This is a genomic window from Acinetobacter sp. P37 (assembly GCF_057480965.1).
On sequence record NZ_JBLIYY010000017.1, the window covers coordinates 1 to 23,106 of the forward strand.

General features: G+C 44.0%; 24 protein-coding genes and 2 pseudogenes. 15 read left to right on the top strand and 11 right to left on the bottom strand.

What is annotated here, in order from left to right:
• Positions 1–193 precede the first annotated feature (193 nt).
• A pseudogene (locus AC25JC_RS13915) lies at positions 194–295 on the top strand (ABC transporter ATP-binding protein); the annotation flags it as partial.
• A gap of 23 nt (positions 296–318) precedes the next feature.
• Here AC25JC_RS13915 and AC25JC_RS13920 read toward each other — a convergent pair.
• A complete protein-coding gene (locus AC25JC_RS13920) occupies positions 319–1,701 on the bottom strand; it encodes a heavy metal sensor histidine kinase (RefSeq protein WP_155756615.1) in 1,383 nt (460 codons plus the stop codon).
• Positions 1,698–2,369, bottom strand: a complete 672-nt coding sequence (locus AC25JC_RS13925) for a heavy metal response regulator transcription factor (protein WP_005177241.1) — start codon at positions 2,367–2,369, stop codon at positions 1,698–1,700. Before AC25JC_RS13925 ends, AC25JC_RS13920 begins: the two co-directional genes overlap by 4 nt.
• A gap of 105 nt (positions 2,370–2,474) precedes the next feature.
• Here AC25JC_RS13925 and AC25JC_RS13930 point away from each other — a divergent pair, with 105 nt between their 5' ends.
• The 3 genes from AC25JC_RS13930 to AC25JC_RS13940 all read left to right on the top strand — a co-directional run bounded on the left by AC25JC_RS13930 (position 2,475) and on the right by AC25JC_RS13940 (position 3,788).
• Entirely contained in the window at positions 2,475–2,963 is a 489-nt protein-coding gene (locus AC25JC_RS13930; protein WP_171263817.1) for a GlcG/HbpS family heme-binding protein, read from the top strand.
• 10 nt (positions 2,964–2,973) lie between these two features.
• Positions 2,974–3,375, top strand: coding sequence for a hydroxyisourate hydrolase (uraH, locus tag AC25JC_RS13935; protein WP_004981585.1), 402 nt, complete (start codon positions 2,974–2,976; stop codon positions 3,373–3,375).
• Between the two features lie 158 nt (positions 3,376–3,533).
• A complete protein-coding gene (locus AC25JC_RS13940; RefSeq protein WP_249708774.1) occupies positions 3,534–3,788 on the top strand; it encodes a TIGR03643 family protein in 255 nt (84 codons plus the stop codon).
• Here the strand turns inward: AC25JC_RS13940 and AC25JC_RS13945 are convergent.
• Entirely contained in the window at positions 3,785–3,937 is a 153-nt protein-coding gene (locus tag AC25JC_RS13945; protein WP_078194309.1) for a DUF2256 domain-containing protein, read from the bottom strand. The genes AC25JC_RS13940 and AC25JC_RS13945 overlap by 4 nt on opposite strands.
• 3 nt (positions 3,938–3,940) lie before the next feature.
• On the bottom strand, positions 3,941–5,464 hold the full coding sequence (locus AC25JC_RS13950) for a cryptochrome/photolyase family protein (RefSeq protein ID WP_286420576.1): 1,524 nt from the start codon (positions 5,462–5,464) through the stop codon (positions 3,941–3,943).
• Positions 5,465–5,861: 397 nt separating this feature from the next.
• Here AC25JC_RS13950 and nudC point away from each other — a divergent pair, with 397 nt between their 5' ends.
• The 9 genes from nudC to AC25JC_RS13995 all read left to right on the top strand — a co-directional run bounded on the left by nudC (position 5,862) and on the right by AC25JC_RS13995 (position 14,918).
• Positions 5,862–6,629 carry an NAD(+) diphosphatase gene (gene nudC / locus AC25JC_RS13955; RefSeq protein ID WP_168397580.1) on the top strand — a complete coding sequence of 256 codons (768 nt, stop codon included), beginning with the start codon at positions 5,862–5,864 and terminating at the stop codon, positions 6,627–6,629.
• Between the two features lie 120 nt (positions 6,630–6,749).
• The gene (locus tag AC25JC_RS13960; RefSeq protein WP_180102712.1) at positions 6,750–7,298 is read left to right on the top strand and encodes a lipocalin family protein; all 549 of its coding nucleotides are present in this window, start codon (positions 6,750–6,752) and stop codon (positions 7,296–7,298) included.
• 131 nt (positions 7,299–7,429) lie between these two features.
• Positions 7,430–8,416, top strand: coding sequence for an acyl-CoA desaturase (locus AC25JC_RS13965; protein ID WP_249708770.1), 987 nt, complete (start codon positions 7,430–7,432; stop codon positions 8,414–8,416).
• Positions 8,413–9,696, top strand: coding sequence for an NAD(P)/FAD-dependent oxidoreductase (locus AC25JC_RS13970; RefSeq protein ID WP_180102710.1), 1,284 nt, complete (start codon positions 8,413–8,415; stop codon positions 9,694–9,696). The genes AC25JC_RS13965 and AC25JC_RS13970 overlap by 4 nt, the downstream gene beginning before the upstream one ends.
• A gap of 9 nt (positions 9,697–9,705) precedes the next feature.
• Positions 9,706–10,500 carry a DUF1365 domain-containing protein gene (locus AC25JC_RS13975; protein ID WP_180024909.1) on the top strand — a complete coding sequence of 265 codons (795 nt, stop codon included), beginning with the start codon at positions 9,706–9,708 and terminating at the stop codon, positions 10,498–10,500.
• Positions 10,497–11,693 carry an SAM-dependent methyltransferase gene (locus AC25JC_RS13980; RefSeq protein WP_249708769.1) on the top strand — a complete coding sequence of 399 codons (1,197 nt, stop codon included), beginning with the start codon at positions 10,497–10,499 and terminating at the stop codon, positions 11,691–11,693. The genes AC25JC_RS13975 and AC25JC_RS13980 overlap by 4 nt, the downstream gene beginning before the upstream one ends.
• A 25-nt stretch (positions 11,694–11,718) precedes the next feature.
• On the top strand, positions 11,719–12,498 hold the full coding sequence (locus AC25JC_RS13985) for a DUF1295 domain-containing protein (protein ID WP_486924264.1): 780 nt from the start codon (positions 11,719–11,721) through the stop codon (positions 12,496–12,498).
• 8 nt (positions 12,499–12,506) lie between these two features.
• Entirely contained in the window at positions 12,507–13,556 is a 1,050-nt protein-coding gene (locus AC25JC_RS13990; protein ID WP_249734874.1) for an SAM-dependent methyltransferase, read from the top strand.
• Between the two features lie 39 nt (positions 13,557–13,595).
• Entirely contained in the window at positions 13,596–14,918 is a 1,323-nt protein-coding gene (locus AC25JC_RS13995; RefSeq protein WP_486924265.1) for a sensor histidine kinase, read from the top strand.
• Here the strand turns inward: AC25JC_RS13995 and AC25JC_RS14000 are convergent.
• The 4 genes from AC25JC_RS14000 to AC25JC_RS14015 form a co-directional block, all read right to left on the bottom strand.
• Positions 14,915–15,607, bottom strand: a complete 693-nt coding sequence (locus AC25JC_RS14000) for a response regulator transcription factor (RefSeq protein ID WP_005177281.1) — start codon at positions 15,605–15,607, stop codon at positions 14,915–14,917. The two genes, AC25JC_RS13995 and AC25JC_RS14000, sit on opposite strands and share 4 nt — an antisense overlap.
• Positions 15,608–15,618: 11 nt before the next feature.
• Positions 15,619–16,119, bottom strand: a complete 501-nt coding sequence (locus AC25JC_RS14005) for a chalcone isomerase family protein (RefSeq protein ID WP_180153276.1) — start codon at positions 16,117–16,119, stop codon at positions 15,619–15,621.
• The gene (locus tag AC25JC_RS14010) at positions 16,095–16,667 is read right to left on the bottom strand and encodes a nuclear transport factor 2 family protein (RefSeq protein WP_180024907.1); all 573 of its coding nucleotides are present in this window, start codon (positions 16,665–16,667) and stop codon (positions 16,095–16,097) included. The genes AC25JC_RS14005 and AC25JC_RS14010 overlap by 25 nt, the downstream gene beginning before the upstream one ends.
• A gap of 118 nt (positions 16,668–16,785) precedes the next feature.
• Positions 16,786–17,667, bottom strand: coding sequence for a LysR family transcriptional regulator (locus tag AC25JC_RS14015; protein WP_168407597.1), 882 nt, complete (start codon positions 17,665–17,667; stop codon positions 16,786–16,788).
• Positions 17,668–17,769: 102 nt separating this feature from the next.
• On the opposite strand from AC25JC_RS14015, the gene trpB reads away from it, so the two are divergent.
• Together trpB and trpA are read left to right on the top strand one after the other, a co-directional pair.
• Positions 17,770–18,981, top strand: coding sequence for a tryptophan synthase subunit beta (trpB, locus tag AC25JC_RS14020; RefSeq protein ID WP_249708765.1), 1,212 nt, complete (start codon positions 17,770–17,772; stop codon positions 18,979–18,981).
• Complete coding sequence (gene trpA / locus AC25JC_RS14025; protein WP_486924266.1) at positions 18,978–19,763, top strand: tryptophan synthase subunit alpha; 786 nt, start codon at positions 18,978–18,980, stop codon at positions 19,761–19,763. The genes trpB and trpA overlap by 4 nt, the downstream gene beginning before the upstream one ends.
• A gap of 12 nt (positions 19,764–19,775) precedes the next feature.
• On the opposite strand, the pseudogene AC25JC_RS14030 reads toward trpA, so the two are convergent.
• From AC25JC_RS14030 to AC25JC_RS14040, 3 genes and pseudogenes are all read right to left on the bottom strand, one after another.
• Positions 19,776–20,452, bottom strand: a pseudogene (locus AC25JC_RS14030) (IS1595 family transposase).
• Positions 20,453–20,684: 232 nt separating this feature from the next.
• A complete protein-coding gene (locus AC25JC_RS14035; RefSeq protein ID WP_486924267.1) occupies positions 20,685–21,581 on the bottom strand; it encodes an EamA family transporter in 897 nt (298 codons plus the stop codon).
• Positions 21,582–21,640: 59 nt separating this feature from the next.
• Positions 21,641–23,080 carry an amino acid permease gene (locus tag AC25JC_RS14040; RefSeq protein ID WP_249682298.1) on the bottom strand — a complete coding sequence of 480 codons (1,440 nt, stop codon included), beginning with the start codon at positions 23,078–23,080 and terminating at the stop codon, positions 21,641–21,643.
• Between the last annotated feature and the right edge of the window lie 26 nt (positions 23,081–23,106).

Consider the following 23,106-nt stretch of genomic DNA (forward strand, 5'->3'; position numbering starts at 1 on the left):
GGTTTTGGGAAAAAAGAAGAGTTTAAGGAAATTTTGGCAATTTTAAGAAAGCAGAATCCTGATAGGATAAGGGTTCTGTGAAATTTGTCGTGTACAGAGAAAATTTTATTTGAGTTGAAATGGGTTAAAAATTTTTATTGTCATCGGCTTTGATTCTAACTTCCACCATTTTTACTTTTAATTTCGGTGATTTTGTGCCGTATTTTTTGTCAGGTATGATTCGTGTTTGTATGGAACCTGTGATCGAACCATTAATTTGGTGGATGGGAGAATTCAGAGTGATTACAAAAAATGATATAAGCTCAGTGTGAATGTGAATCACGTATCTGGGAAAAGCAGTTCAAAGCATATACCTTCTGCGCTATTAATCGCCTGATACATCCCTTGATGAAGCGTCATAATAGATGCCACAATGGATAGTCCCAAACCACCTGTTTGATGATAACTTTGTCTACTGGAACTGCATTGATAAAATCGCTCAAAGATATGCGGCAAATGTTCCGGGGCAATTTCTAAACCACTGGTCACGACCGATAGCGCAATCATAGGCAGTTTGTTGATGATCTTTCGATAGCTATGCACATAAATAGTCCGGTGCTTGCCGCCATGAATCAGGGCATTGGAGAGCAGATTATACAGAGCTTGTTGTAACTGTTCTGGATCTGCCAATAGCTCAGTTGCCTCAAGCTTTAAAACAAAATTGCAGTGTTGTTCTTCGGCTTGATACTCAAAAATGCTGAAGATATTTTCTATAAAGGATTGAAGTTGGATTTTTTGTCTGTTTAAGCAAACCTTCTGCGCATCTGCACGTGCCAGAAATAACATGCTGTCAATCATTCTTTTTAAGCGTTGATAGTCCTCTAGGTTGGAAATCAGCACTTCCTGATATTGTACGGGACTGCGTTCACTCATGAGTAAAATTTCGGTTTGTCCTATTAAATTATTCAATGGTGTTCTAAATTCATGCGCAATGTCTTCTGAAAAACGATTCAGCTGGCTATATCCCAGCTCAATACGGTCGAGCATGGCATTGATATCGGAGGCTAGTTGTGCAATCTCTTGAGGGGGATAGGGCAGATTGAGTCGCTGTTCAAGTTGCTGAATATTTATCGCATGGGTTTGTTCTCGCAGGGTTCTTAATACTTTTAATCCCAGATGGCTAGCAATAGCACAAAGGATGAAAATCGCCAAGATACCTGTGAAAACATAAATGACAAGGCTCTTTTGAAAAGGTGCAATGATGCCTAAACGTTCAGACCACTGTTTGCCTGCAATTAACAGATACGGCTGGCGATTAATTTGAATAGTTTTCCAGGCAATGCGGGTGGGATAAGCATGCGCCGATAAATCTTGGAATTGAATTTGGGGCTGATGGGTAAATTCAGGTAGAGGAATGCCAAGAGGATTAATGCTGATCAGCGCCTGATCACCCTGAATCAATAAAAACAAATTATCCTGATTTCCCAACATGTTTTGATACAGCTTCGGGCGAGCGATAATCTGTTCAATATTGCTACTGTCTTGTAGTAATATTTCCAGTCGCTCAATTCGCTCAATCAAAGCCCTATCTTGCTGAGCAATTAAAATCTGGTTGATACCCAGATAGGTCATAAATGCTACACCGCACAAGACCATTGCAGCACACCCTGTAACCAAGAGTGTTAATCGGAGTTCTAGCGAACGAATCGGTTTCAACATTATTTCTCTGCCGAAATTTTATAGCCCAAACCGCGAACAGTATGAATTAACTTTATATCATGTCCCTCATCAATTTTACTACGTAAACGCCTTACCGCTACATCAATAAAATTGGTATCGGTATCAAAATTGATCTGCCAGACTTCAGAAGCTATTTGCCTGCGCGTAATAATTTCATTCGGATGGCGCAGCAGAAAGCGCAAAAGGTTGAATTCTTTTCTACTGAGTTCTATCGACTGCTCGTTACGCCAGACTTTATGATGGATCAAATCCAATTTCAGATTGGCAATTTCTAATTGGTTTTCCTGTGCATACTGCTGGCGCCTAAGTAGACTTTTAATTCGGGCCAGTAATTCAATATAAGAAAAAGGCTTGGCCAGATAATCATCGGCGCCCAGTTCCAAACCTTTGACCCGATCAATCACCTGATCTTTTGCTGTAAGAAAAATGACCGGAATTTGGGAAAATTGTCGCAAGACTTTCAGGACTGCCCAGCCATCAATATCGGGCAACATTACATCTAATATGACTAGGCTATATGCATGCATCTTTAACTTTTCCAAACCTTCTAGTCCTGAATGGACGCATTGCGCCTCATAGCCAGATTCATTTAACCCTTTAACCAGATATGAGGCGATCTTCGCTTCATCTTCGATAATTAGAATACACATTTTGTTCAGACTCATTTTAAAGATGACAACTTTGTAATGTGATTGTCATCCTTCAAATCATTCAGGTTGTATAAGATTTTTAAAACTTAATTCAGGGCAATCATGATGAACAAACTCAAAGGGCTTATTGCAACAGTAATGCTGATGAGTAGCAGTACTTTTGCACAATCCGTTCAATTCAATCAAGTTTATTCACTTGATTCTCAGTCAGCACGAACTCTTACGGATGCTGCGGTGACTGCGTGTCAAAAAATACAGCACAATATCGCTGTGGTGGTGGTGGATCGGGGCGGAAATACGTTAATGGCAAACAGGCATGAAACTGTCGGACCGCATAATTTGGGCGCAGCTGAAAAGAAAGCCTATACCGCCTTATCGACCAAAACGGCGACTATGTTGTTAAGTCAAAATGCCAATGAAAACAAGGATGCAAAAAATTTAACCACTTTATCCAATCTACTGCTGTTGGGTGGCGGCCTACCTGTGAGTTATGAAAATCAGGTGGTCGGTGCCATTGGCGTTGCCGGAGCAGGGGGTGCAAAAAATGACCATTACTGCGCTGAAACAGCTGTTAAGTCTATTTTCAATCCTTAAGGAATTCATCATGTTTAAAAAATTATTGCCACTTTCAACACTATTGTTGACCTCAATGACTTTCGCACAAACTAACCCTTTAAGTGTGCATGTGTTGAATCTAGAAAATGGTCTACCCTCAGCTCAAGTCGAAGTGGTACTCGAAAAAAGTACTGGGAATAAATGGGTGAAGTTAAATCAGCAATATACTGGTCCTAATGGCCGTATTACTGGATTGTTTCCTGAAAATCAGAAGCTTGAAGCCGGTATTTATAAAGTTACTTTTAAAACTGAGGACTGGTTTAAAAAAAATAAGCAAGATACTTTCTTTCCTGAAGTTCCTGTAATTTTTAAGGTAGATGGAAGTGTCAGCCATTATCATATTCCTCTACTTTTAAGTCCTTATGGATATTCGACTTATAGAGGTAACTAAGACTTAACAGGGCTAGTTTAACTAGCCCTTTTATTCGTGCTGAGTCCGTAAACTAGAGAAAAATCACAAAAAATTCATGACTGTATTGTTATTCTTTTAGTCAGATTAAAGTCGATAAAGCTTATTGACGCTTCGTGATGATTAAAAACGAGAATGGTATGAATCAATTTTCTGAAGAGGACTTATCCAGAATTATAGAAATGGCTTGGGAAGATAGAACTCCTTTTGAAGCTATTTTATGTGAGTATGGTTTAAATGAAGCGGCGGTGATCCGCTTGATGCGGCAAAATATGAAACCCAGTAGCTTTAAAATGTGGCGTGAACGCGTGACCGGCCGAAAAACCAAACATCTGCAACTGCGTTCACCCGACGTGATACGGGCCTATTGTTCACGGCAATACAAGCGTTTCTAAGCGTTTGATTTTGATCGCTGTCTGGACTCACGTTTACATCGTTCAGAACAGTATCTGACTTCCTCCCAGCAGCGTTGCCATTTTTTGCGCCAAGTAAAAGGACGCAAACAGTGCATACAGATTTTTTCAGGAAAATGCTGTTTTTTCATGGTTTATAACTCATCAATCCGGCTAAGAAGTTGCTGGGCATGGCTGATAATCTGAGGCCGATCTTTAAGCTTGTCCAGCTGTCGATAGATCATGCACATACGTGGATGAGTACGGAATGTCGCTTCATGCCGGATCATGAAATACCAGTACAGGCTGTTGAAAGGACAGCTGTCCGGTTCGGTACGGGTTTTGACATTGTAGCTGCAGTGCTTGCAGTAATCCGACATCTTATGGATGTAATTACCCGAAGCCCCATAGGGCTTGCTGGCCATCAAGCCGCCATCGGCATGCATCACCATGCCCAGCGTATTCGGCAGTTCCACCCATGCATAGGCATCGGCATAGACTGCCAGATACCACTCACTGATCTGCTGTGGGTCTACACCAGTTAATAAAGCAAAATTACCAGTCACCATCAAACGCTGGATATGATGCGCAAAGGCATGCTGAAAGGTATTGCGGAAACACTCCGCCATACAGTTCATCCGGGTACGGCCAGTCCAGTAAAATTGCGGCAGCAGCGCTGAGTCCTGTAGTGCATTGCGGCTGGCATATTCCGGCATGTACAGCCAGTAAATTCCGCGGACATATTCGCGCCAGCCGAGAATCTGCCGGATAAAACCTTCGACTGCATTTAACGGTGCATGACCGGCATGGTAGGCCGCTTCTGCGGCATCACAGACTTCTCTGGGCAGCAGCAGGCCGCAGTTCAGATAAGGCGAGAGCAGGCTGTGAAACAGTGTGTCTGCTCCCTGCACCATAGCATCCTGATAATCGCCAAAATGCGGCAAACTGTGATCAATAAAATGGTGCAGTGCACGCAGGGCATTGTTGTGCGTGGTGGCCCAGCGGAAATCGTCAAGGCTACCGGGGTGATGGGAAAACTCGCGTTCAACCAGTTCCAGTACATCCAGATCAATCTGATCGCGTTCAAAGTGCAGTGGCGCGGTCAATGGTGGACTGCCTGACCAGGCCTTGCGATTGGCACTGTCATAGTTCCACTGTTGTCCAAGCGGCTGCTGTCCCTGCATCAAGTAGCCGGTCTGCTTGCGCATTTCCCGATAAAAATATTCCATACGGAGTGTCTGGTAACGGCTGGCCCAGTGCCGGAACTGCTCTGGACTGCAGAAAAAACGCTCGTCATTCAGACACTGTATCGGCAGTTGCAGATGCTGGCTCCACTGCTGTTCAATCTGCTGCTGCAAGCGGTATTCTCCGCATTGGGTCATGACCAGTTCTGTGACGGGGAACAGCTGTTGCTGTGCCTGCACAAAATCCAGCAGGCTACGAATCGGACTGCCGGATTGAAAAGCATGATAACGTACACGCCAGCCTTCTGCTTTGAGTTCTTTAGCAAAATGACGCATGGCGCTAAAAATCAGGGCAATTTTCTGCGGATGATGGGCGACATAAGTGGCTTCCTCAACCACTTCGGCCATCAGGATCACATCCCGGGTACGGTCCAGTGCTTTGAGCGTAGCAAGCTGATGATGAAGCTGGTCACCCAGAATTAAACCGAAACGCATAGCCACTCCAGACCTGATCAAAGATAGCGAAGTGTAAATCTAGGCAGTTCAATTTTTTGTGAAAATAAAAATCACCCCACATGTTGAGCCAATTCAACTCGGCTAAATGATCGTCTTGGATTACATACATTGCACAGAAATTATGCTTGCTGCAATAACAAACCGTTCATCTCTATAACGCTAAGCCAGTTGATGAAACTTACTTTTCATGATTTCTGAGTTCATAATTGATGTGAAAATTATGTGATTTTAATCAAAAAGATACAAATTATTATGGTTGTAATTCAGGCAACGTGCGCCTAGTATCTTCCGTGAAGTTACTCCATGTAAGCTTCCTTAGTTTTGTCCCATACACCACCAGTATGGGATTTTTTTTAATCAGGGAATTCTCACGAGCATGCATTCAAAAGCGTATATTTTTAGACAGCAGCAATTGCTGGTGGATGATCATTTCCAGTTGCCGCAAGTGGAAAGACTGCAGCACGACCTGAACCTGTCGGAAAATGGCCAGGTCATTGCACGCGATCTAAAAGAAGATGAAATAGTGCCCGAAGGTTATCAGCTGGTTCCGATCCGGCAGCTGGTGCAAGTCTGGAACAGACCACAATTTGAACAGGCCAGTCGTGCAGTACAGTTACTGGAATGGCGCCGTAACCACCGCTTTTGCAGTAAATGCGGCCATGCCACCCAGCAACATGCCAGCCAGTATGCCATGGTCTGTCCATCCTGTGGCTATAACCAGTATCCACGGGTGAATCCCTGTGTGATTACCATCATTACCCGGGGCAAAGATGAAATTTTACTGGCAAAAAATGCCCGCAATAAAACCCAGATGTACAGTCTGATTGCTGGATTTGTCGAAGTGGGCGAAACCTTGGAGGAGGCAGTACGCCGTGAAACGCTAGAAGAAGTGGGGCTACAGATCAAAAATATTCAATATCTGGCCAGCCAGCCGTGGCCGTTTCCCAGCAATCTGATGATGGCCTTCAAGGCAGAATATCATACAGGGGACATTCAAATTCAGGAAAATGAACTGAGCGATGCGCAGTTTTTCAAATTTGATCAGTTACCCGAAATTCCGTTCAAGGGCAGTATTGCCTATGCCATGATTCAGCATGTGATGCATGGTACCCCTGTGGCAGATGACAGCAAAGAATGGCTTTAACCCGGAAACCAGTCTAGGACTTTTTTAGCAGCACGCCTCCTGAATCACATCATTTCGTCTTCACGCTTTGTTCACATGCTGTTGAGTTATCTTAAGCCTAAAATCAAACAAGGCTAAAAAATGAAGATGCTATTCAAGTCTGTTTTGGCAGCGACAACGCTGGCGATAATCAGCTTAAGCTTTACTACGCAAGCTGAAACGGTTCCACCTCAGGCAGTCGATCAGGTAGATATCCAACGGTATGCGGGCAAGTGGTATGAAATTGCGCATCTACCGATGTATTTTCAGCGTAAGTGTGTATCCAATATCACTGCACAATATAGCGTCAATGCTAACCAGACTATGGGGGTATTAAATAGCTGCCGTATTGCCAGTGGAGAGATGATCAGCTCCGAAGGTATTGCCTATCCACAAAATGAAGAGAACAGCAAACTCAAGGTCAGCTTTTTGCCGCAAGGTTTGCGCTGGATGCCTTTTACCAAAGGTCATTATTGGGTGTTAAGAGTTGACCCGGAATATAAAGTGGCGCTAGTAGGTGGACCAAGCAGTAAATACCTGTGGATTTTGTCACGTGAACCGCAACTGGATGAAGCCACCTACCAGTCGTATCTGGAGACTGCGAAACACTATGGTTACGACATCACAAAGTTAATCAAATTACCGCATTAATCTGCTACCCTTTGGCCGAACTGCCTAGACTCTTACAGTTCGGCTTTTTTTCACTTCACATAAAATTCATATCTGGCTGATTACACTCATCAAACAGAATAAAGACAGTCGCTTAAAATTAGGATGAGTCCATGTTGAAAAGTCTAATTCGATGGATAGACAGCTGGTCTACACCCACAGCGCCCAAAACCCTGACTGCTGAAAATAGTAAAATTCAGTGGTTCAGAATTTTACCCTTTATTCTACTGCATCTGGCCTGTCTGGCAGTATTCTGGGTGGAGGTATCGTGGTTTGCACTGGGTTTCATGCTCGCATTCTACCTAATCCGTATGTTTTCCATTACGGCCTTTTTTCATCGCTATCTGTCACATAAAACTTTTCAGACTTCGCGTCCGGTGCAATTCCTGTTTGTGTTAATTGGAACTATGAGTGCACAGCGTGGTCCGCTATGGTGGGCGGCCCATCACCGTTATCACCACCGCTATACCGATACACTACAAGATCCACACTCCTCAACACATGGTTTTTGGTACAGCCACGTTGGCTGGTTTTTAAACGAATATAACTTTGCCACGCGTAAAGAAGTCATTAGAGATTGGCTGAAATATCCGGAACTGATCTGGCTGGACCGTTTCAGTTTAATTGTGGTGGTGCTGACCGCGGGCGGTATTTATGCGCTAGGGGAGTGGTTGGCTATGACCTGGCCGCAACTCGGTACCTCCGGCCTGCAATTGCTGGTCTGGGGGTTTGTGGTCTCCACTGTGTTGCTGCTCCATGCCACTTTGTGTATTAACTCATTGGCGCATCATTATGGCGGCCGGGATTTTGACACTGAAGATCACAGCCGCAACAACTTATTTCTGTCCATCATTACCTTGGGCGAAGGCTGGCACAACAATCACCATTATTATGCCGGCAGTACACGGCAGGGTTTTTACTGGTGGCAGATTGATGTGACCTATTACCTGCTGAAACTCATGTCTTTGTTCGGGCTGGTCTGGGGACTCAAGCCCATTCCCGCACGTGTCTATGATGTCAGTAAAATTGCCCGGGCTCGAAAACAGAAAAAAGCTGCCAAGACCGGCACTCCGACTATTCATTCAAAGGAATCACCATGAAAATTGCAATTATTGGTTCAGGTATTTCCGGTCTGTACGCTGCCTGGAAACTCAGCAAAGCGCATGAAGTCATAGTCTTTGAAAAGAATAACTACTTTGGTGGTCATACCGATACCCATCAGCTGAATATCGATGGTGAACAGGTTGCGGTGGACAGTGGCTTTATTGTCTTTAATGAGCATAACTATCCGCTGTTCTGCTCGATGCTAAAAGAACTTGGGATTCAATCGCAAAGCAGTGACATGAGCTTTTCGGTGAATAATCAGGTCAGTGGCTTACAGTACAATCCTTCAAAAAAATTCTCGTTATTGTTCCGACCTCAAAACTTTTTTAATGCAGATTTTCGCGCGATGTTGTCGGATTTGTTCCGTTTCTATGCGGCCAATAAAGATCTGGATGTGGAACAGGTCGATGCACAGCTCAGTATTGATGAGTATTTAAATCAACATGGTTATAGCGATGCCTTCCGTCAGGAACATCTCTATCCGATGTGTGGAGCGCTGTGGTCCTGTCCGGTGGAACAGGCCGGACAGATTCCCTATAAATTTGTGGTGAGCTTTTTCCAGCACCATCGCATGTTGCAACTGAAAGACCGGCCGTTATGGCTCACGGTCAAGGGTGGATCGGCTCGCTACGTTCGTGCGATTCAGTCCCAGACGAATATTATCTTCCGCAAAACGGGTGTGCTTCATGTATCCCGTAGTTCCAATGGTGTACTGGTTGAAACAGCACAGGGCAGTGAGCGTTTTGACTGGGTAATCTTTGCCAGTCATGCTGACGACAGCCTGAAACTACTTAAAGATCCGACAGCGCAGGAGCTGGACGTGCTGGGCAAGTTCCGCTATCAGGCTAACCGTATGGTGGTGCATTCTGATACCCGCATCATGCCCAAATCCCGTCGTCAATGGGCCAGCTGGCATGTGCATGTCACCCCGAGTCAGGCAGCTGAACAGACGCCATTCCAGCACAGCGGTATGCACTATGGTTTCAGTTACTGGATGAACCAGTTGCAAAACCTGCAATGCAAGACTCAGGTCTTTGCCACCCTGAATCCTAACTTTGCCTTGGATCCGAAAAAGGTCTGGGTCGAACGGCATTACCGTCATCCGGTGTTTGATGCCCCCGCAATTGAAGCCCAACAACGCTGGGCCGAGATCAATAGCCAGAACCGCACTTCATACTGTGGTGCTTACTGGGGCTGGGGCTTTCATGAGGATGGGGCGCGTAGCGCATCATGGGTAGTCGATCAGCTATTGAAACAGGCCGAACAGGCCGCCTAGGAGCACATGATGCAGATGTATCCACTGGCGATTGCCTCTGCCGAAATCCGGCACCGACGTTATTTGCCCAAAGCCCATGCTTTTGAGACCCAGCTAACCTATCTATGGTTTGATCCGGATCAGCTCGCGACCTTTACCGGTAAATCCTGGCTCTGGTCTTCCAGCCGCTGGAATTTTCTGACCTTGGATGAGCGCGATTTTCTGAGCATGGAATGTGGTTCAATCCGGCAGAAAGTTGCACGCCTGCTAATCAAGCGGGAAAACTATCTGTTACCGCATGCCGCTTCCATCCGGGTGCTGGCCTTGCCGCGCACACTGGGTTTCCGTTTCAATTCCGTAGTGTTTTATCTGGTCTTTGGTGCCACCGACCAGTTGCTCTTTGTGCTGAGTGAAATCACCAACACACCGTGGAATGAACGACAGGTCTACATTCACGACTGCCGGAACAATGCAGACGAACATGCGCCGTACCAGAGTCACCAGTTTGACTTTAAAAAGGCCTTTCATGTGTCGCCGTTCATGCCGATGGGGCTGGATTATCGCTGGCGCTTCAGCTTTTCGGATAGGCAGAACGTGATTCATATGCAGCTGTTTGAGCAGGGAATCTTGCAATTCGATGCCACCCTGAAATTTTCCTTGCAGGCCATCACGGTTCCTTCACAGCAGCATCGCTATGCTGTACTGAAAGTTCTTGAACCCTTCAGGATGGTCAGCGGAATTTATCTGCACGCCTTTCGTTTATGGAAAAAGAAAATTCCGTTTTACCGACATCCTAAAAAAGAAAAAGGAAATACATTGCGATGAAAACACTATTCATGGGAGAGCAAAGCACACTGCCGGTGGTACTGCGCCACCTGCTGAAATTACGCCATGGTCAGCTGATTTTTAAAGGTGTCTGGAACGGGGCTGTCGGGGAAAATAGCGATTTACAGGCGGTGATACAGGTGCATGATGTGCGTCTGATGGATCTACTGTTCCGTAATGGTGTACTGGGTGCTGCCGAAGGTTTTATCCGTGGCTACTGGAGCAGTGAAGATCTGGTCGATGTGATCCGCATTTTGGCACGTAACCGCGATGTGCTGGATCTGATGAATCAGAATGCAGTGGCCAAAGCCAGCCAGTTACTGTTAAAGGTCTGGTATAAATCGCGCAAGAATTCGATTGATGGCAGCCGCAAAAATATTGCCGAGCATTATGACCTGAGTAATGACTTTTTCAAGCTGTTCCTGGATTACAGCATGATGTATTCCAGTGCGGTGTTTAAAGAGCCGGGCATGAGCCTGGAACAGGCTTCGGATTATAAAAAAGAGCTGATCTGCCAGAAACTGCAACTCAAACCGATGGATCATTTGGTCGAAATTGGCAGCGGCTGGGGCGGTTTTGCCATTTATGCCGCGCAGCAGTATGGCTGCAAAGTCACCACCATCACCATTTCCAGAGCACAGTATGATGAAGCCGTGGCCCGGGTCGCTGCAGCCGGACTGTCACATCGTGTGACTGTGCAGCTGAAAGATTACCGCTTACTGGAAGGCAAATACGACAAGCTGGTGTCGATTGAAATGATCGAGGCCGTAGGTGAGCAGTATTTACCAACTTATTTCCGAAAATGCCGCGAGCTCCTCAAGCCGAATGGTCTAGCCTTGATACAGGCGATTACGATTGAAGATGCACGCTATGCCAAAGCCCTGAATACCGTGGACTATATCAAGCGCTATATTTTCCCGGGCAGTTTTATTCCCTGTATCAGTGTCATGACCCAGACCGCTTCCGAACAAAAACTGCGACTCAAACATCTGCAAGATATCGGCCAGAGCTATGCCCAGACCTTGCACTGCTGGCGTCAGCGTTTCTTGCAGCAGCATGATCAGGTACTTGGGCTTGGTTTTGATGAGCGTTTTATCCGCATGTGGGATTTTTATCTGTGTTATTGCGAAGGTGGCTTCCGCGAAGGCGTGATCAGTGATGTACATCTGCTGTTCGAAGCCAGTGCCTACTAAGCCAAGATAAAACAGGAGGGCCGAAATGCTGCTGAATTTACTGATGCTGAATGTCTTTATCATGCTCTGTAGCTGGGTGTTGGTGACCTATAACCGCAGAGCAGGGCTGGTCGATGTCGCTTGGAGTTTCAGTATTGCCCTCAATGTGATTATTGCCGCTTGGGCGATTGACAGTGCACCGATCTTGGTTCGCTTATTTCTGGGACTGGCGAGTGGGATCTGGTTTTCACGGCTGACTTGGCATCTGTTACGGCGCTATGCCAGTGAAACCCAAGAAGACACGCGTTATGCCAACATGCGCCGAGCGATGGGGGATTATCAGCATCTTGGTTTTCTGATGTTTTTTATATTTCAGGCAGGTTTGGCTCTACTGTTTTCTTACCCAATGCTGAAGCTGGTAAGTATCTCGACCGAGCAATGGAATGACTGGACTTTGGTCACTGTGATTGTGGCGGGCATGATCATGCTATCCGCTTTGATAGGCGAAAGCACTGCCGACCAACAACTTTACCGTTTTAAGCTAGATCCACAGAATCAAGGTAAAACCATGGATCAGGGACTCTGGAAATATTCGCGCCATCCGAATTATTTTTTTGAATGGCTGCACTGGTTTGCCTATCCGGTCCTTGGTCTGGCAGCAGGTGCCTATGGATTATGGATTTATCCGCTGCTGATGTGGCTGTTTCTGTACTACATCACCGGGATTCCCTTTAGTGAACAACAGGCGCTGGCACATCGCGGCGACAACTATAAAGACTATCAACGACGAACTTCAATGTTTATTCCGTGGCCACCCAAACAGTAGGTAAATACATGGACTTTATGATTCAACAATCTTTAAAACTGGTCGAAAGCGGCAAGCTGCCCGATTCAGTCATTCGCGCCGGCATTCGCAGCCTAAGCAAAAAACGTCTGGCACAGGAAGGACGCTTTGACCCGGCACTGGCGGCTCGGCGCTATATGGATGTGCTGCATATGCTGAAAAACAGCGAGATTGCCATCGAGACCGAAAAGGCCAATGAACAGCACTATGAACTCCCCACCGCATTTTTCCAGGCGGTGCTGGGCAAGCGTCTGAAATACAGCGCTAGCCTGTTTGAACATACTCATACCACCCTGGATCAGGCGGAAGAAGCCGCACTGGCCAGCTATTGCCAGCGTGCACAGTTAAAAGATGGACAGGATATTCTGGAAATTGGCTGTGGCTGGGGATCGTTGAGTCTGTATATGGCCGAGCATTATCCCAAGGCCCGCATTACGGTGGTGTCGAATTCCTCGACCCAGCGCCAGTATATTCAGGAACAGGCGCGTCTGAAAAAACTGCAGAACCTGACGGTGATCACCTGCGACGTCAATGTACTGCAACTGGAAGCCGCTTCTTTCGACCGTGTAGTTTCGGTGGAAATGTTTGAACATGTACGTAATTACCAAAAACTGTTTGAAAATATCAGCACCTGGCTGAAAGCAGATGGCCTGTTGTGGTGCCATATTTTCTGTCACCGTTTCCTGCATTATCCGTTTGAAGTGAAAAATGAATTTGACTGGATGTCGAAATATTTCTTTAGTGGTGGTCTGATGCCTGCAGCCTCAACCTTCCTGCATTTCCAGCAGCATTTGCAGCTGGAACAGCACTGGCAATGGGCCGGCACCCAATATGAACGCACCGCAAATGCCTGGCTGGAGAATATGGACCAAAAGCAGGCCGAACTGCAGCCCCTGTTTGAACAGACCTATGGTGCAGATGCTGCAATCTGGTGGCAGCGCTGGCGAATTTTCTTTATGGCCTGTGCCGAACTATTTGGTTATGACCATGGACGTGAATGGGTGATCGGCCACTTTCTGTTTAAGAAAAAAGCCATATAATTGAAAGATGAATCGGATGGGCCAGCGGGGAATAGACCAATGTTAAGGCTGTTTAGGGACAAACGCGATCATCCTTTGGGTGAGGTGTTTAACCGCTACTACTGGCTGCAAATCGGATTCATTGCCCTGTCTGTGGTGATCGGGATTGCCTGTAGTGCCTGGGTAATCAAGGGTTCATTGCTCAGAACTGCGCTGGAACAGGAAATGTCCCACTACTGGCAGCGGCTGGAACGTAATCCAGCTGCTGAACTGCCCGACACCAAAAACCTGTATGGTTACCGCTGGAACGATGTGCCGCCGGTCCAATTTCGCCACATGCAGCTTGAGCAAGGGGTGAACCGGCATTTTGTCGATGGCAAAGAGCGCATGACCGTTTATGGTGAAAAAGACGGACAGTATGTGCTGCTGGTGTTTGGCGAAAGCAACGTCAACAAGCTGGTCTGGCTGTTTGGTCTGGCACCGCTGATGGTCAGCCTGTTTGTGCTATATAGCGTATTGTGGTGGTGGAACCGTCGGGCCCGACGTTATTTTTCCCCGATTACCCGGTTGGCCAATGCGCTGGAACATATCGACTGGGAACATCAGAAAAATCAGGCTTCGCCTTTTCAGGACATCCGCACCGACTCCAATCTGGAAGCTGAATACCTCAAGCAGGCGCTGGAAAAATATCATCAGGTATTAAGCGAATTTATTCAGCGTGAGCGTGAATTTACCGGAGATGTTAGCCATGAGCTGCGCACGCCACTGACCATTTTAAAAGGCAATGTGCAGCTGTGTCAGGCACGCTATGGCGACAACAAGTCCTTTACCCGCCTGCATAACACCATTGAAGACATGCAGCTGCTGGTCGATACCTTGCTGGCCATTGCCCGCAATACCACCAATACTTTAACTGCTGAACCGACCATGCTTTCAGGATGTCTGGACAATCTGGTGCAGGATCTAGAGAGTGTCAGTCATAACAAAGGCATGCAGATTGACCTGCAAAAAGACCTCGATGAACAGCCGCGTAAACTTTATCCATCCATGACCAAAATGGTGTTTGGTAATATTCTGCGCAATGCGCTGAACTATTCACAGGGCACAGAAATTGATGTGATTCTGGAAAAAAATAAAGTGCTGATTGCTGACAATGGGGTCGGCATGCCTTTACCTAACAATTCTAAAGTTCAGGAACTGTCTGGTCAGCAGCTACAACTGGAAATCAAAGGGCATGGTATTGGATTGCAATTGGTGCAAAAGCTATGCAAACAGCTAGGTTGGCGTGTGGAGCTGTTTGACAGGCAATATTATCTTGACACTCATCAGAATGTTGATCTAGCAATGACCACTGGACTGATTGTTGTTGTGTACCTAAATTAGGCTTCATCTTCGAAAGCAATCTTTAAACCAATCCCAGATATGGTGTGAATCAGCTTTTGTTCAAAGGGTTTATCGACCATTTTGCGTAAATTATAGATATGACTGCGCAGAGCATCACTTTCTGGCTCTTCGTCACCCCAAAGCTGCATCATAATTTCCTGTTTGGTCAGTACTTTAGGAGAATGTCGCATTAGTAGCTTCAAAAGTTTAAACTGAATCGGAGGCAATTCAATGTTCTGCCCAGCTCGAGTTAGCTGTTGTGTTGCTGGGTCCAAAATTAGGTCATGAATTTGCAGACGACTGCTAGATACTTCACCCAGGGAACGTTTGATCAGGGCCTTGACCCGAACCACTAGCTCGTTAAAGTCAAAGGGCTTGACCAGATAATCATCCGTGCCGGAATTGAAGCCTTTAAGTTTGTCATCCAAGGTATCCCGAGCGGTAAGCATCAAGACAGGTAAGTCCAACCCCTCTTCATTGCGTAACCACTCGCACAATTCATAACCAGAACCATCAGGCAAATTAATGTCTAGTAGCAAGATATGGTAGCGTTGCTGTTTCAGTAATTGTCTAGCAGCACTCAGATTGCGGGCGTGATCGACCACAAAGCCATGTTCTTCAAGAAACTCGCATAGGGTAGAGGCCAGTTCATAATGGTCTTCAACCATCAGGATAAAATGTTTCGACATAGCGGCAGACACTAATTTAATAATTGCTGTTTTAATTTAGCACTAAATGGCTTGGGACCCAGCCATATATTAAAATATTGTTGTGCCAGAGGATGTTTAAGCTGCCCTAAACTTTGCTGGTTCAAAGATAAGCTCAGGGTCTGTGTAGCATGGTTGTATTTTAAACGGTAGAGGTCGCCTGATCTGACCGGACGATACAAATCGGTGATTGGGTTGAATAGAGCATGTATTTTTGCGTCTTTAACATTACGTTTCAGTAAATGTGTGGCCGCACGCTTAAATGCCCATTCCGGAATATTCTGTGTATAGGAAAAGTCCATCTGTATATTTTGTTTTTCCCAGGACTGGCTACAGTTTTGGGCAAAATAACTGGCCATACCGACCTGTTTTTGACCCACCATCAGCGGACCATTGCCGCATTGATTCAGGCTTTGTGCCTGTGCCCATGGACAGAAGCTACATCCCATCACTAACGCTGTACTAATCGCTATTTTTTGAAAGGCAGTAGCCATGAGTAGACCCCTCCAACATAAGGCAGGGAACGGTACAGGCCATTCGCAGGGTCCCAGAAATCCTGCTGGAAAATAATCTTGTTGTTTTCGTTGATCTTGATTTCACTGATACCGTAAGAGTCCATACTGCGGGTCGTGCCGAACATTTTAAAATCATAGGCCATATGCCAGTGCACATAGGCAGAGTCCTGATGATAAGAAGCGTTTAACAGCTTGACGCTGACCTTGCTGACCCGTTTGTTCATGCCTTGAAAGTGCTCCAGCAGATTTTGACGGGATGAAAATTGCGATAGGGTATCGTTAATAAACAGCTGGTCAGCATACAGCGATCCGGCTCTTTCCACAAATTTCGGTGTGCCCAAGGTATTAAAGGCTGAGGTAAAGCGGAGGCCGATATCCTGAGCTTTAGCCTGATCCAGCGCTATCCCCTGAATACCGTTTCTGGATTGAGCATAATCGGCTGAATAACTGGGAATACTTTTACATCCGGCTAACAACAGAAGCGGCAAGGATAAGGCTGTAGCAATAAGTGTTTTTACAAGTCTCATCATCAGTGTCCGTATGAAGTGTATCTTTATACCTTAGGCAGCACAGCGTGAACAGAATGTGAAATAGACGTTATAGATGAGCAATTGAATAGAATTTTTCAAATCAAAGATTAAATGTTTAACTTTTTTCTTCGGCCATTAACCAATCAATGATATTCATAACATCACGATTTTCGTTATTTTTTCTGACCATTGCATAAAAATTATAGTCACAATAGATAAAACCAAAAGGGGCAATGATCTTTCCATTTAACATTTCTTTTTCTACTAGAATTTGAGGTGCTATGGCAATTCCTAACCCAGACACTGCAGCTTCTATCATTAAATTCAGACTATCAAAATAACGGTCATTGGATTTTGGGCAAAAGCTTATTTGAAACTGATCAAACCATGTATGCCATGCACTTTTATTTGAGTGGGTATGAAGTAATGGATAGTTTAAAAGATCATTTACGGAATGAAGAAGATTTATTTCACGATTACAAATAGGACCCATGTTATCGGGAAATAACAGATATTTATTCAAAAAGTTGGGAAGTAGATGATGCTCACTGACGCTATTGATCAATATGTCAACCTTCTCTTTTTCTAACAATTTTAAGTCATTACATGTCATTAATTTGATATGGATATTGGGATAAATGACTTCGAGCTTTTCTAATCGAGGAATCAGCCAATTTGCCATAAAACTATGAGAAGCGCCTATGACAACTTCTACTTCTGAAGTTTTATTTGTTAACTCAAAGACGCATTGTTCTAAACGATTAAAAAGCTCCATACAAACGAGCGATAATTCTTCGGCATCCGCCGTCAGAGAGATGGTCGAGGAATGTCGAATAAACAATTTTTTATCCAACCATTCTTCTAACTGCTTTATTTGATGGCTAATCGCACTATGGGTGACACATAATTCTTCGGCAGCTAAGCTGAAACTTTTATTTCTGGCGACAGCTTCGAAAGCTTTTAAAGCATTAAGCGGAGGTAATGTTCTGCGTTTCATGTTGTAAAATTTTCTAACACCATAAGCTCAAAATATATCAATTATCATCAAAATGAAAATATTTTAAGATCGAACAAGTTTTGATAGTAAAAGAGATATGAGATGACAACCCCTTATGCAGGTAATGGTCCTGATGACTTAGGATTTTTTGGTAAATTTGGCGGATGTTACATGCCAGAGATCTTAATGCCAGCACTTCAAGAATTAGAACAAGCCTTTAATACTGTTCGGCACAAACCTGAATTTTGGGCTGAATATCATCAGATTTTAACGGACTTTGTCGGTCGTCCTAGTCCTCTTTTTTATGCAAAAAACCTAACAGCTTATGCAGGCGGCGCTCGAATATATTTCAAGCGAGAAGATTTGAACCATACGGGTGCGCATAAGATCAATAATTGTGTAGGGCAAATCTTATTAGCCAAATTTATGGGCAAAACCAGAATCATTGCAGAAACGGGTGCTGGGCAACATGGTGTTGCAACAGCAACGGTTTGCGCGCTGTTTAAGATGAAATGTACCATTTTTATGGGAGAAACAGATATTCAGCGGCAACAAATGAATGTTGAACGTATGAAATTACTCGGTGCTGAAGTCAGAAGTGTTCAAAAAGGGCGTGGGACTTTAAAAGATGCCATGAATGAAGCATTACGTGACTGGATTCGTCATGTGGATACAACCTATTACCTATTGGGTACGGGTGCGGGCCCTCATCCATATCCCACCATGGTCAGAGAATTTCAGAAAATTATTGGTTTAGAAGCCAGAAACCAAATACTCCTGAAAGAAAATAAACTGCCTGATGCTCTAGTTGCTTGCGTTGGTGGAGGATCAAATGCATTAGGGTTGATGCATCCTTTTCTAGAAGACCTGAATGTCAAAATGTTTGGCGTTGAAGCGGGTGGAAAAGGAACAAATAGCGGTGAACATGCCGCCTCTATTTGCAAGGGTCAAGTCGGTGTGCTGCATGGCAATTTAACTTATTTATTACAAGATTCAGATGGGCAGATTTTAGAGGGGCACTCTATATCAGCTGGCTTAGATTATCCTGGTGTTGGTCCTGAGCATGGTCTTCTGTTTGAAACAAGACGTGTTACATATACGGCGATCACCGATCAAGAAGCGGTAAATGCCTTTCAGCTTTTAAGTCAACAGGAGGGTATTATTCCTGCTCTTGAGAGTTCTCATGCGATTGCATATGCGATTCAACTTGCTCAAGAAATGCAGCCAGAACAGATCATTATTGTCAATTTAAGTGGCAGAGGAGACAAAGACTTAAACACGGTCAAAAAATATCTTGCAGGAGCTACAGCATGAACCGTCTAGATCAAACATTAGAGCAATTGAAACTGGAAAATCGAAGCGGTCTGGTCTGTTATTTTACTGCTGGAGATCCTAATTTTACAGAAAGTTGTCGTCTGTTAAGCCAATTGGGTCAAGCAGGGGCTGACATTATTGAAGTGGGTATTCCATTTTCTGATCCAGTGGCAGATGGAGAGATCATTCAGGCAGCGCATCTTCGGGCTTTAGATGCAGGTCAAACGGTAAAACAGACCATTGAGTTGGTAAAAGTAATCAGGCTGCATGATGACCAGACACCAATAATTTTCATGACTTATTTAAATCCGATTATGCAATATGGTTTTGAGACACTTATCGCCGAAACAGAAAATCTTATAGATGGAATATTGATTTTAGATGCTCCATATGGATATCGAGAAAACTTTGAAGTGCAGTTAAATGAAAAAAATATGCATTTAATTGCAATGACCGCGCCGACTACCCCAGTTGAAAGGTTAGAGCAAATTTCAGCGCGCGCGACAGGGTTTTTATATCATGTTGCAGAAAATGGCTTAACAGGAGGAGACTTCAATTTATCTTATCTTGAGAAAAAGATGACTGAAATTAAGCCGATTTTTAATATACCTGTTGCAATTGGTTTTGGGATCAAAAATGAAAGCCATGTTAGAGCACTAGTAAATAAAGTAGATCTTATTGTTATCGGTTCAGCACTCGTCGATAATTTTTTTAATAAGGGAATAAATGAGACCTTAGAAAAGGTCAAATTGTTTGCACAGATACTTAGAGAAAATAAATAAGGGCTTAGGAAGTTAAAGAGGGTTATTACGGAGTAGTTTAAGCAAATCGAGGTATAAATTACTATGCCGATGATTGAAGCGATACTCCGTTTCTTTAAGATGCAAATAAAACATCTTTTTGTCAATTCCATTAAATTTGATTAGCCGCTTTTTGGCATAGCCCCAAAAGGATTCTATACCGTTAATATGTCGCTCCCCACAAGCAAATTCATTGTTGCCATGATTCACCCTCAAATGCTTGTCAAAGCCAATATCAACCAAACCATCATAGCCTCTCCAGCCATCTGTATTGATCACTGAATCAAGCTCAAGATGCCCACGGATAATGCCTTGTAGCGTGGCTTTGGAGCAATCTGGGACAATTTCTGTTATACATTCCCATCTCGTTTGAGTAGTCCAAACACAATGGTTTTCCCTGATGCGCCACGACCTCGTTTACCACGAACACGACGCGCACCGAAGTAGGACTCATCCAGCTCAACAATACCGTTGAAAGGGGATATTTCTTCACATTGAATCGCAATTTTTTTACGCAATTTAATATAGATCGTATTAATGGAACGCACAGAAATATCGGTGAGTTTAGCTGTATCTGATGCGGTAAAATCCATGGCAAAAAAGCGAATGATCTGCCTGAATTTTGCTTCTGTGATTTTTGAACGAGAATAGTATCTATTTTTTGCTTTCATATTAGGAAGTTACCATAGTTTTTAATATGCTTAACTTCCTAAGCCCCTAAGTTTTTAAAGGAAACGGAGGTTGAGTTAAAATGCCCCCATCTCTGTAGGTTCTGAAATTTTACTTATTGTTATACTAAGATGATTCTCAAAAGGACAGGATTAACTCGAATGAATGGCTGTTCAGAATATGGCTTACTCTTTTGAGTAAGCCTTTGAGTGTATATGGGAAAATTATAATTATTTAAGTGCTTGATGCTCTTTGCATTAACAATAGAGTTTGAATTTTTGATCCTAATAAATGCACGATTAAACCCAGCATAACAATACATGAACCCAACCACTGCAAAGTATTTAATTTTTCATCTAAAAATAAATAGGCAAAAATCATACTTATAACAGGTACCCAGAGTGACAATGGGCTAATTTTAGCAGCAGGATAACGTGTCAGTAGGTAGATCCATAAGCCATATCCGACAATAGTGGCAAAGTAAGCGAGAAATGCTGCAGCACCAAATCCTTTCCATGTCAGCGCATGCCAATCGGCTATGATACCTTGCCAGCCAATATCTTGTACCGCTAAAAGTAAAAACCATAAAGGGGTAAGAATATTGCCCCATACGACCAGACCAATTGGGTTAACAGGCCCCATTTTTTTGACTACGATATTGCCACAGGCCCATGAAATTGCAGAGCATAAAACCAATGCTAGCCCCATTAATGGCACATGACTATGTTTTTGACCGAATGCAATTAGCATTAAGCCCATAAAGGCAATCGCTATGGCCAACCACTGGTTCCAGAAGGCTTGTTCACGTAATAAAAATGCTGCAATCACGACAGTAAAAAATGCTTGGGATTGAACCACCAAAGCGACTAGACCTGTAGGCATTCCAGTCGCAATTGCACTGAACATAAATGCAAATTGAGAAAAGTTACTAATAAAGCCATAAAGTAATAACCATTTCCACCCGACGCTTGGAATTCGGATAAAGAAGAGAGCAGGCAATAAAACCAGTAGATAGCGTAAACATCCGAGGAGCATAGGGTGTAACTCACTGACCCCAACTTTCATAAAATAAAAGTTAATACCCCAGATGAACACCACTGCAAATGCAGCAAGTTTATCTTTTAAAAGCATGTGTGATTTCCTAAAGACAAGGATGACCTTTACAAAGTACAGGTCATTGTGTTTGAGGATTAAATTTTGGTTTGTTTGACAGGGATGAGCGTATTCAGTTGAGTACTTTGATGACGTAATTTAATTAGCTCTACATAATCTCGAATAATGAAGATACAGAATAGGATGCCTGCACTTGCGATACCGAACCAGAACGCTTTTTGAAGACTAGGAATAAAAGCCATGGCTGCAAAGATGGAAAGCATGCCGATGATTGCAAAATAACTCAGGTATGGGAAACACCACATACGAACTTTTAAACGTTCAGGTGCTACACGCTCTAAGTGGCGACGCAAACGAATTTGAGAGAATGCAATCACGATATAGACAAATAAGGCTACAGTTCCATAAGATTCGACCAAGAAAGGGAATACAGCATCTGGTGAGAAGTATGAAGCTAAAATTGAGAAATAACCAAATAAGGTACTGAACAGAATGGCACGAATAGGAACCCCATTTTTTGAAAGTTTGGTCAAACTACGAGGTGCATCGCCATTTTGGGTTAAAGCAAACAACATACGGCTTGCAGCATAAACTCCAGAATTTAAGCAACTGAGTACAGCCACCAGAATCACAACATTCATAATGTCCGCAACAAACGGAATATTCAATACTTTTAGTGCACTTACGTAAGGTGTCGCAATTTCTGTACTGTTCCAAGGGACGATGCAGACCACTAATAAAATAGAGCAAACATAGAAAATCAGGACGCGAGAAATCACGGATTGTGTGGCTTTGGCAACTGATTTTTCAGGATCTTTAGTTTCTGCAGCGGCAATGGTGACGATCTCTGCACCAAAGTAAAATCCAGTTGCGGCAACAGCACCCGATAAGACTGGTCCCCAACCATTTGGCATAAAGCCACCATGATTTAACAATTCACCAAATCCCGCGGCTTGATGGTTTGGCCAAAGACCGAACATATATAAAGAACAAAGGAAAATGAAAAGACCAATCGCAGCAACTTTAATAGATGAGAACCAAAATTCGAATTCACCAAAGGATTTTACGGAGAATAAGTTAGTTGCTGTTAATAGGGCGAGTAAAACTAGACTGACAATCCATTGAGGTGTATCAGGTAACCAATACGCCAAGAGTTTTGCACCGACAATCGCTTCTAATGCAATCACGATGACCCAGAAATACCAATACATCCATCCCGTCATGAAACCTGCGAGTCGAGATAAATAAGGCGAATCTTGGAAAGCATGGCGTGCATATGCATAGAAGGAGCCTGATACAGGAGAGGCGGTTGCTAGTTCACCGAGCATTCGCATCACTAAAATAATCAATACACCCGTAATCAGGAAGGACAAAATTGCGGCTGGACCAGCAGATTGAATCACTACAGAACTACCTACAAATAGTCCCATTCCAATAACACCACCGAGTGCCATCATTTGAACATGGCGGGGTTTTAAAGTACTTTTTAAACTTTGATTTGAATCTGAATCATACATGATGGATTCCCTCTTATATTTTTATA

Excerpts from the sequence above, each read along its gene's own strand:
- AC25JC_RS13925 (WP_005177241.1), bottom strand. The coding sequence starts at position 2,369 with ATGTGTATTCTAATTATCGAAGATGAAGCGAAGATCGCCTCATATCTG.
- AC25JC_RS13930 (WP_171263817.1), top strand. The coding sequence starts at position 2,475 with ATGAACAAACTCAAAGGGCTTATTGCAACAGTAATGCTGATGAGTAGC.
- uraH (WP_004981585.1), top strand. The coding sequence starts at position 2,974 with ATGTTTAAAAAATTATTGCCACTTTCAACACTATTGTTGACCTCAATG.
- AC25JC_RS13940 (WP_249708774.1), top strand. The coding sequence starts at position 3,534 with ATGAATCAATTTTCTGAAGAGGACTTATCCAGAATTATAGAAATGGCT.
- AC25JC_RS13945 (WP_078194309.1), bottom strand. The coding sequence starts at position 3,937 with ATGAAAAAACAGCATTTTCCTGAAAAAATCTGTATGCACTGTTTGCGT.
- AC25JC_RS13950 (WP_286420576.1), bottom strand. The coding sequence starts at position 5,464 with ATGCGTTTCGGTTTAATTCTGGGTGACCAGCTTCATCATCAGCTTGCT.
- nudC (WP_168397580.1), top strand. The coding sequence starts at position 5,862 with ATGCATTCAAAAGCGTATATTTTTAGACAGCAGCAATTGCTGGTGGAT.
- AC25JC_RS13960 (WP_180102712.1), top strand. The coding sequence starts at position 6,750 with ATGAAGATGCTATTCAAGTCTGTTTTGGCAGCGACAACGCTGGCGATA.
- AC25JC_RS13965 (WP_249708770.1), top strand. The coding sequence starts at position 7,430 with ATGTTGAAAAGTCTAATTCGATGGATAGACAGCTGGTCTACACCCACA.
- AC25JC_RS13970 (WP_180102710.1), top strand. The coding sequence starts at position 8,413 with ATGAAAATTGCAATTATTGGTTCAGGTATTTCCGGTCTGTACGCTGCC.
- AC25JC_RS13975 (WP_180024909.1), top strand. The coding sequence starts at position 9,706 with ATGCAGATGTATCCACTGGCGATTGCCTCTGCCGAAATCCGGCACCGA.
- AC25JC_RS13980 (WP_249708769.1), top strand. The coding sequence starts at position 10,497 with ATGAAAACACTATTCATGGGAGAGCAAAGCACACTGCCGGTGGTACTG.
- AC25JC_RS13985 (WP_486924264.1), top strand. The coding sequence starts at position 11,719 with ATGCTGCTGAATTTACTGATGCTGAATGTCTTTATCATGCTCTGTAGC.
- AC25JC_RS13990 (WP_249734874.1), top strand. The coding sequence starts at position 12,507 with ATGGACTTTATGATTCAACAATCTTTAAAACTGGTCGAAAGCGGCAAG.
- AC25JC_RS13995 (WP_486924265.1), top strand. The coding sequence starts at position 13,596 with ATGTTAAGGCTGTTTAGGGACAAACGCGATCATCCTTTGGGTGAGGTG.
- AC25JC_RS14000 (WP_005177281.1), bottom strand. The coding sequence starts at position 15,607 with ATGTCGAAACATTTTATCCTGATGGTTGAAGACCATTATGAACTGGCC.
- AC25JC_RS14005 (WP_180153276.1), bottom strand. The coding sequence starts at position 16,119 with ATGGCTACTGCCTTTCAAAAAATAGCGATTAGTACAGCGTTAGTGATG.
- AC25JC_RS14010 (WP_180024907.1), bottom strand. The coding sequence starts at position 16,667 with ATGAGACTTGTAAAAACACTTATTGCTACAGCCTTATCCTTGCCGCTT.
- AC25JC_RS14015 (WP_168407597.1), bottom strand. The coding sequence starts at position 17,667 with ATGAAACGCAGAACATTACCTCCGCTTAATGCTTTAAAAGCTTTCGAA.
- trpB (WP_249708765.1), top strand. The coding sequence starts at position 17,770 with ATGACAACCCCTTATGCAGGTAATGGTCCTGATGACTTAGGATTTTTT.
- trpA (WP_486924266.1), top strand. The coding sequence starts at position 18,978 with ATGAACCGTCTAGATCAAACATTAGAGCAATTGAAACTGGAAAATCGA.
- AC25JC_RS14035 (WP_486924267.1), bottom strand. The coding sequence starts at position 21,581 with ATGCTTTTAAAAGATAAACTTGCTGCATTTGCAGTGGTGTTCATCTGG.
- AC25JC_RS14040 (WP_249682298.1), bottom strand. The coding sequence starts at position 23,080 with ATGTATGATTCAGATTCAAATCAAAGTTTAAAAAGTACTTTAAAACCC.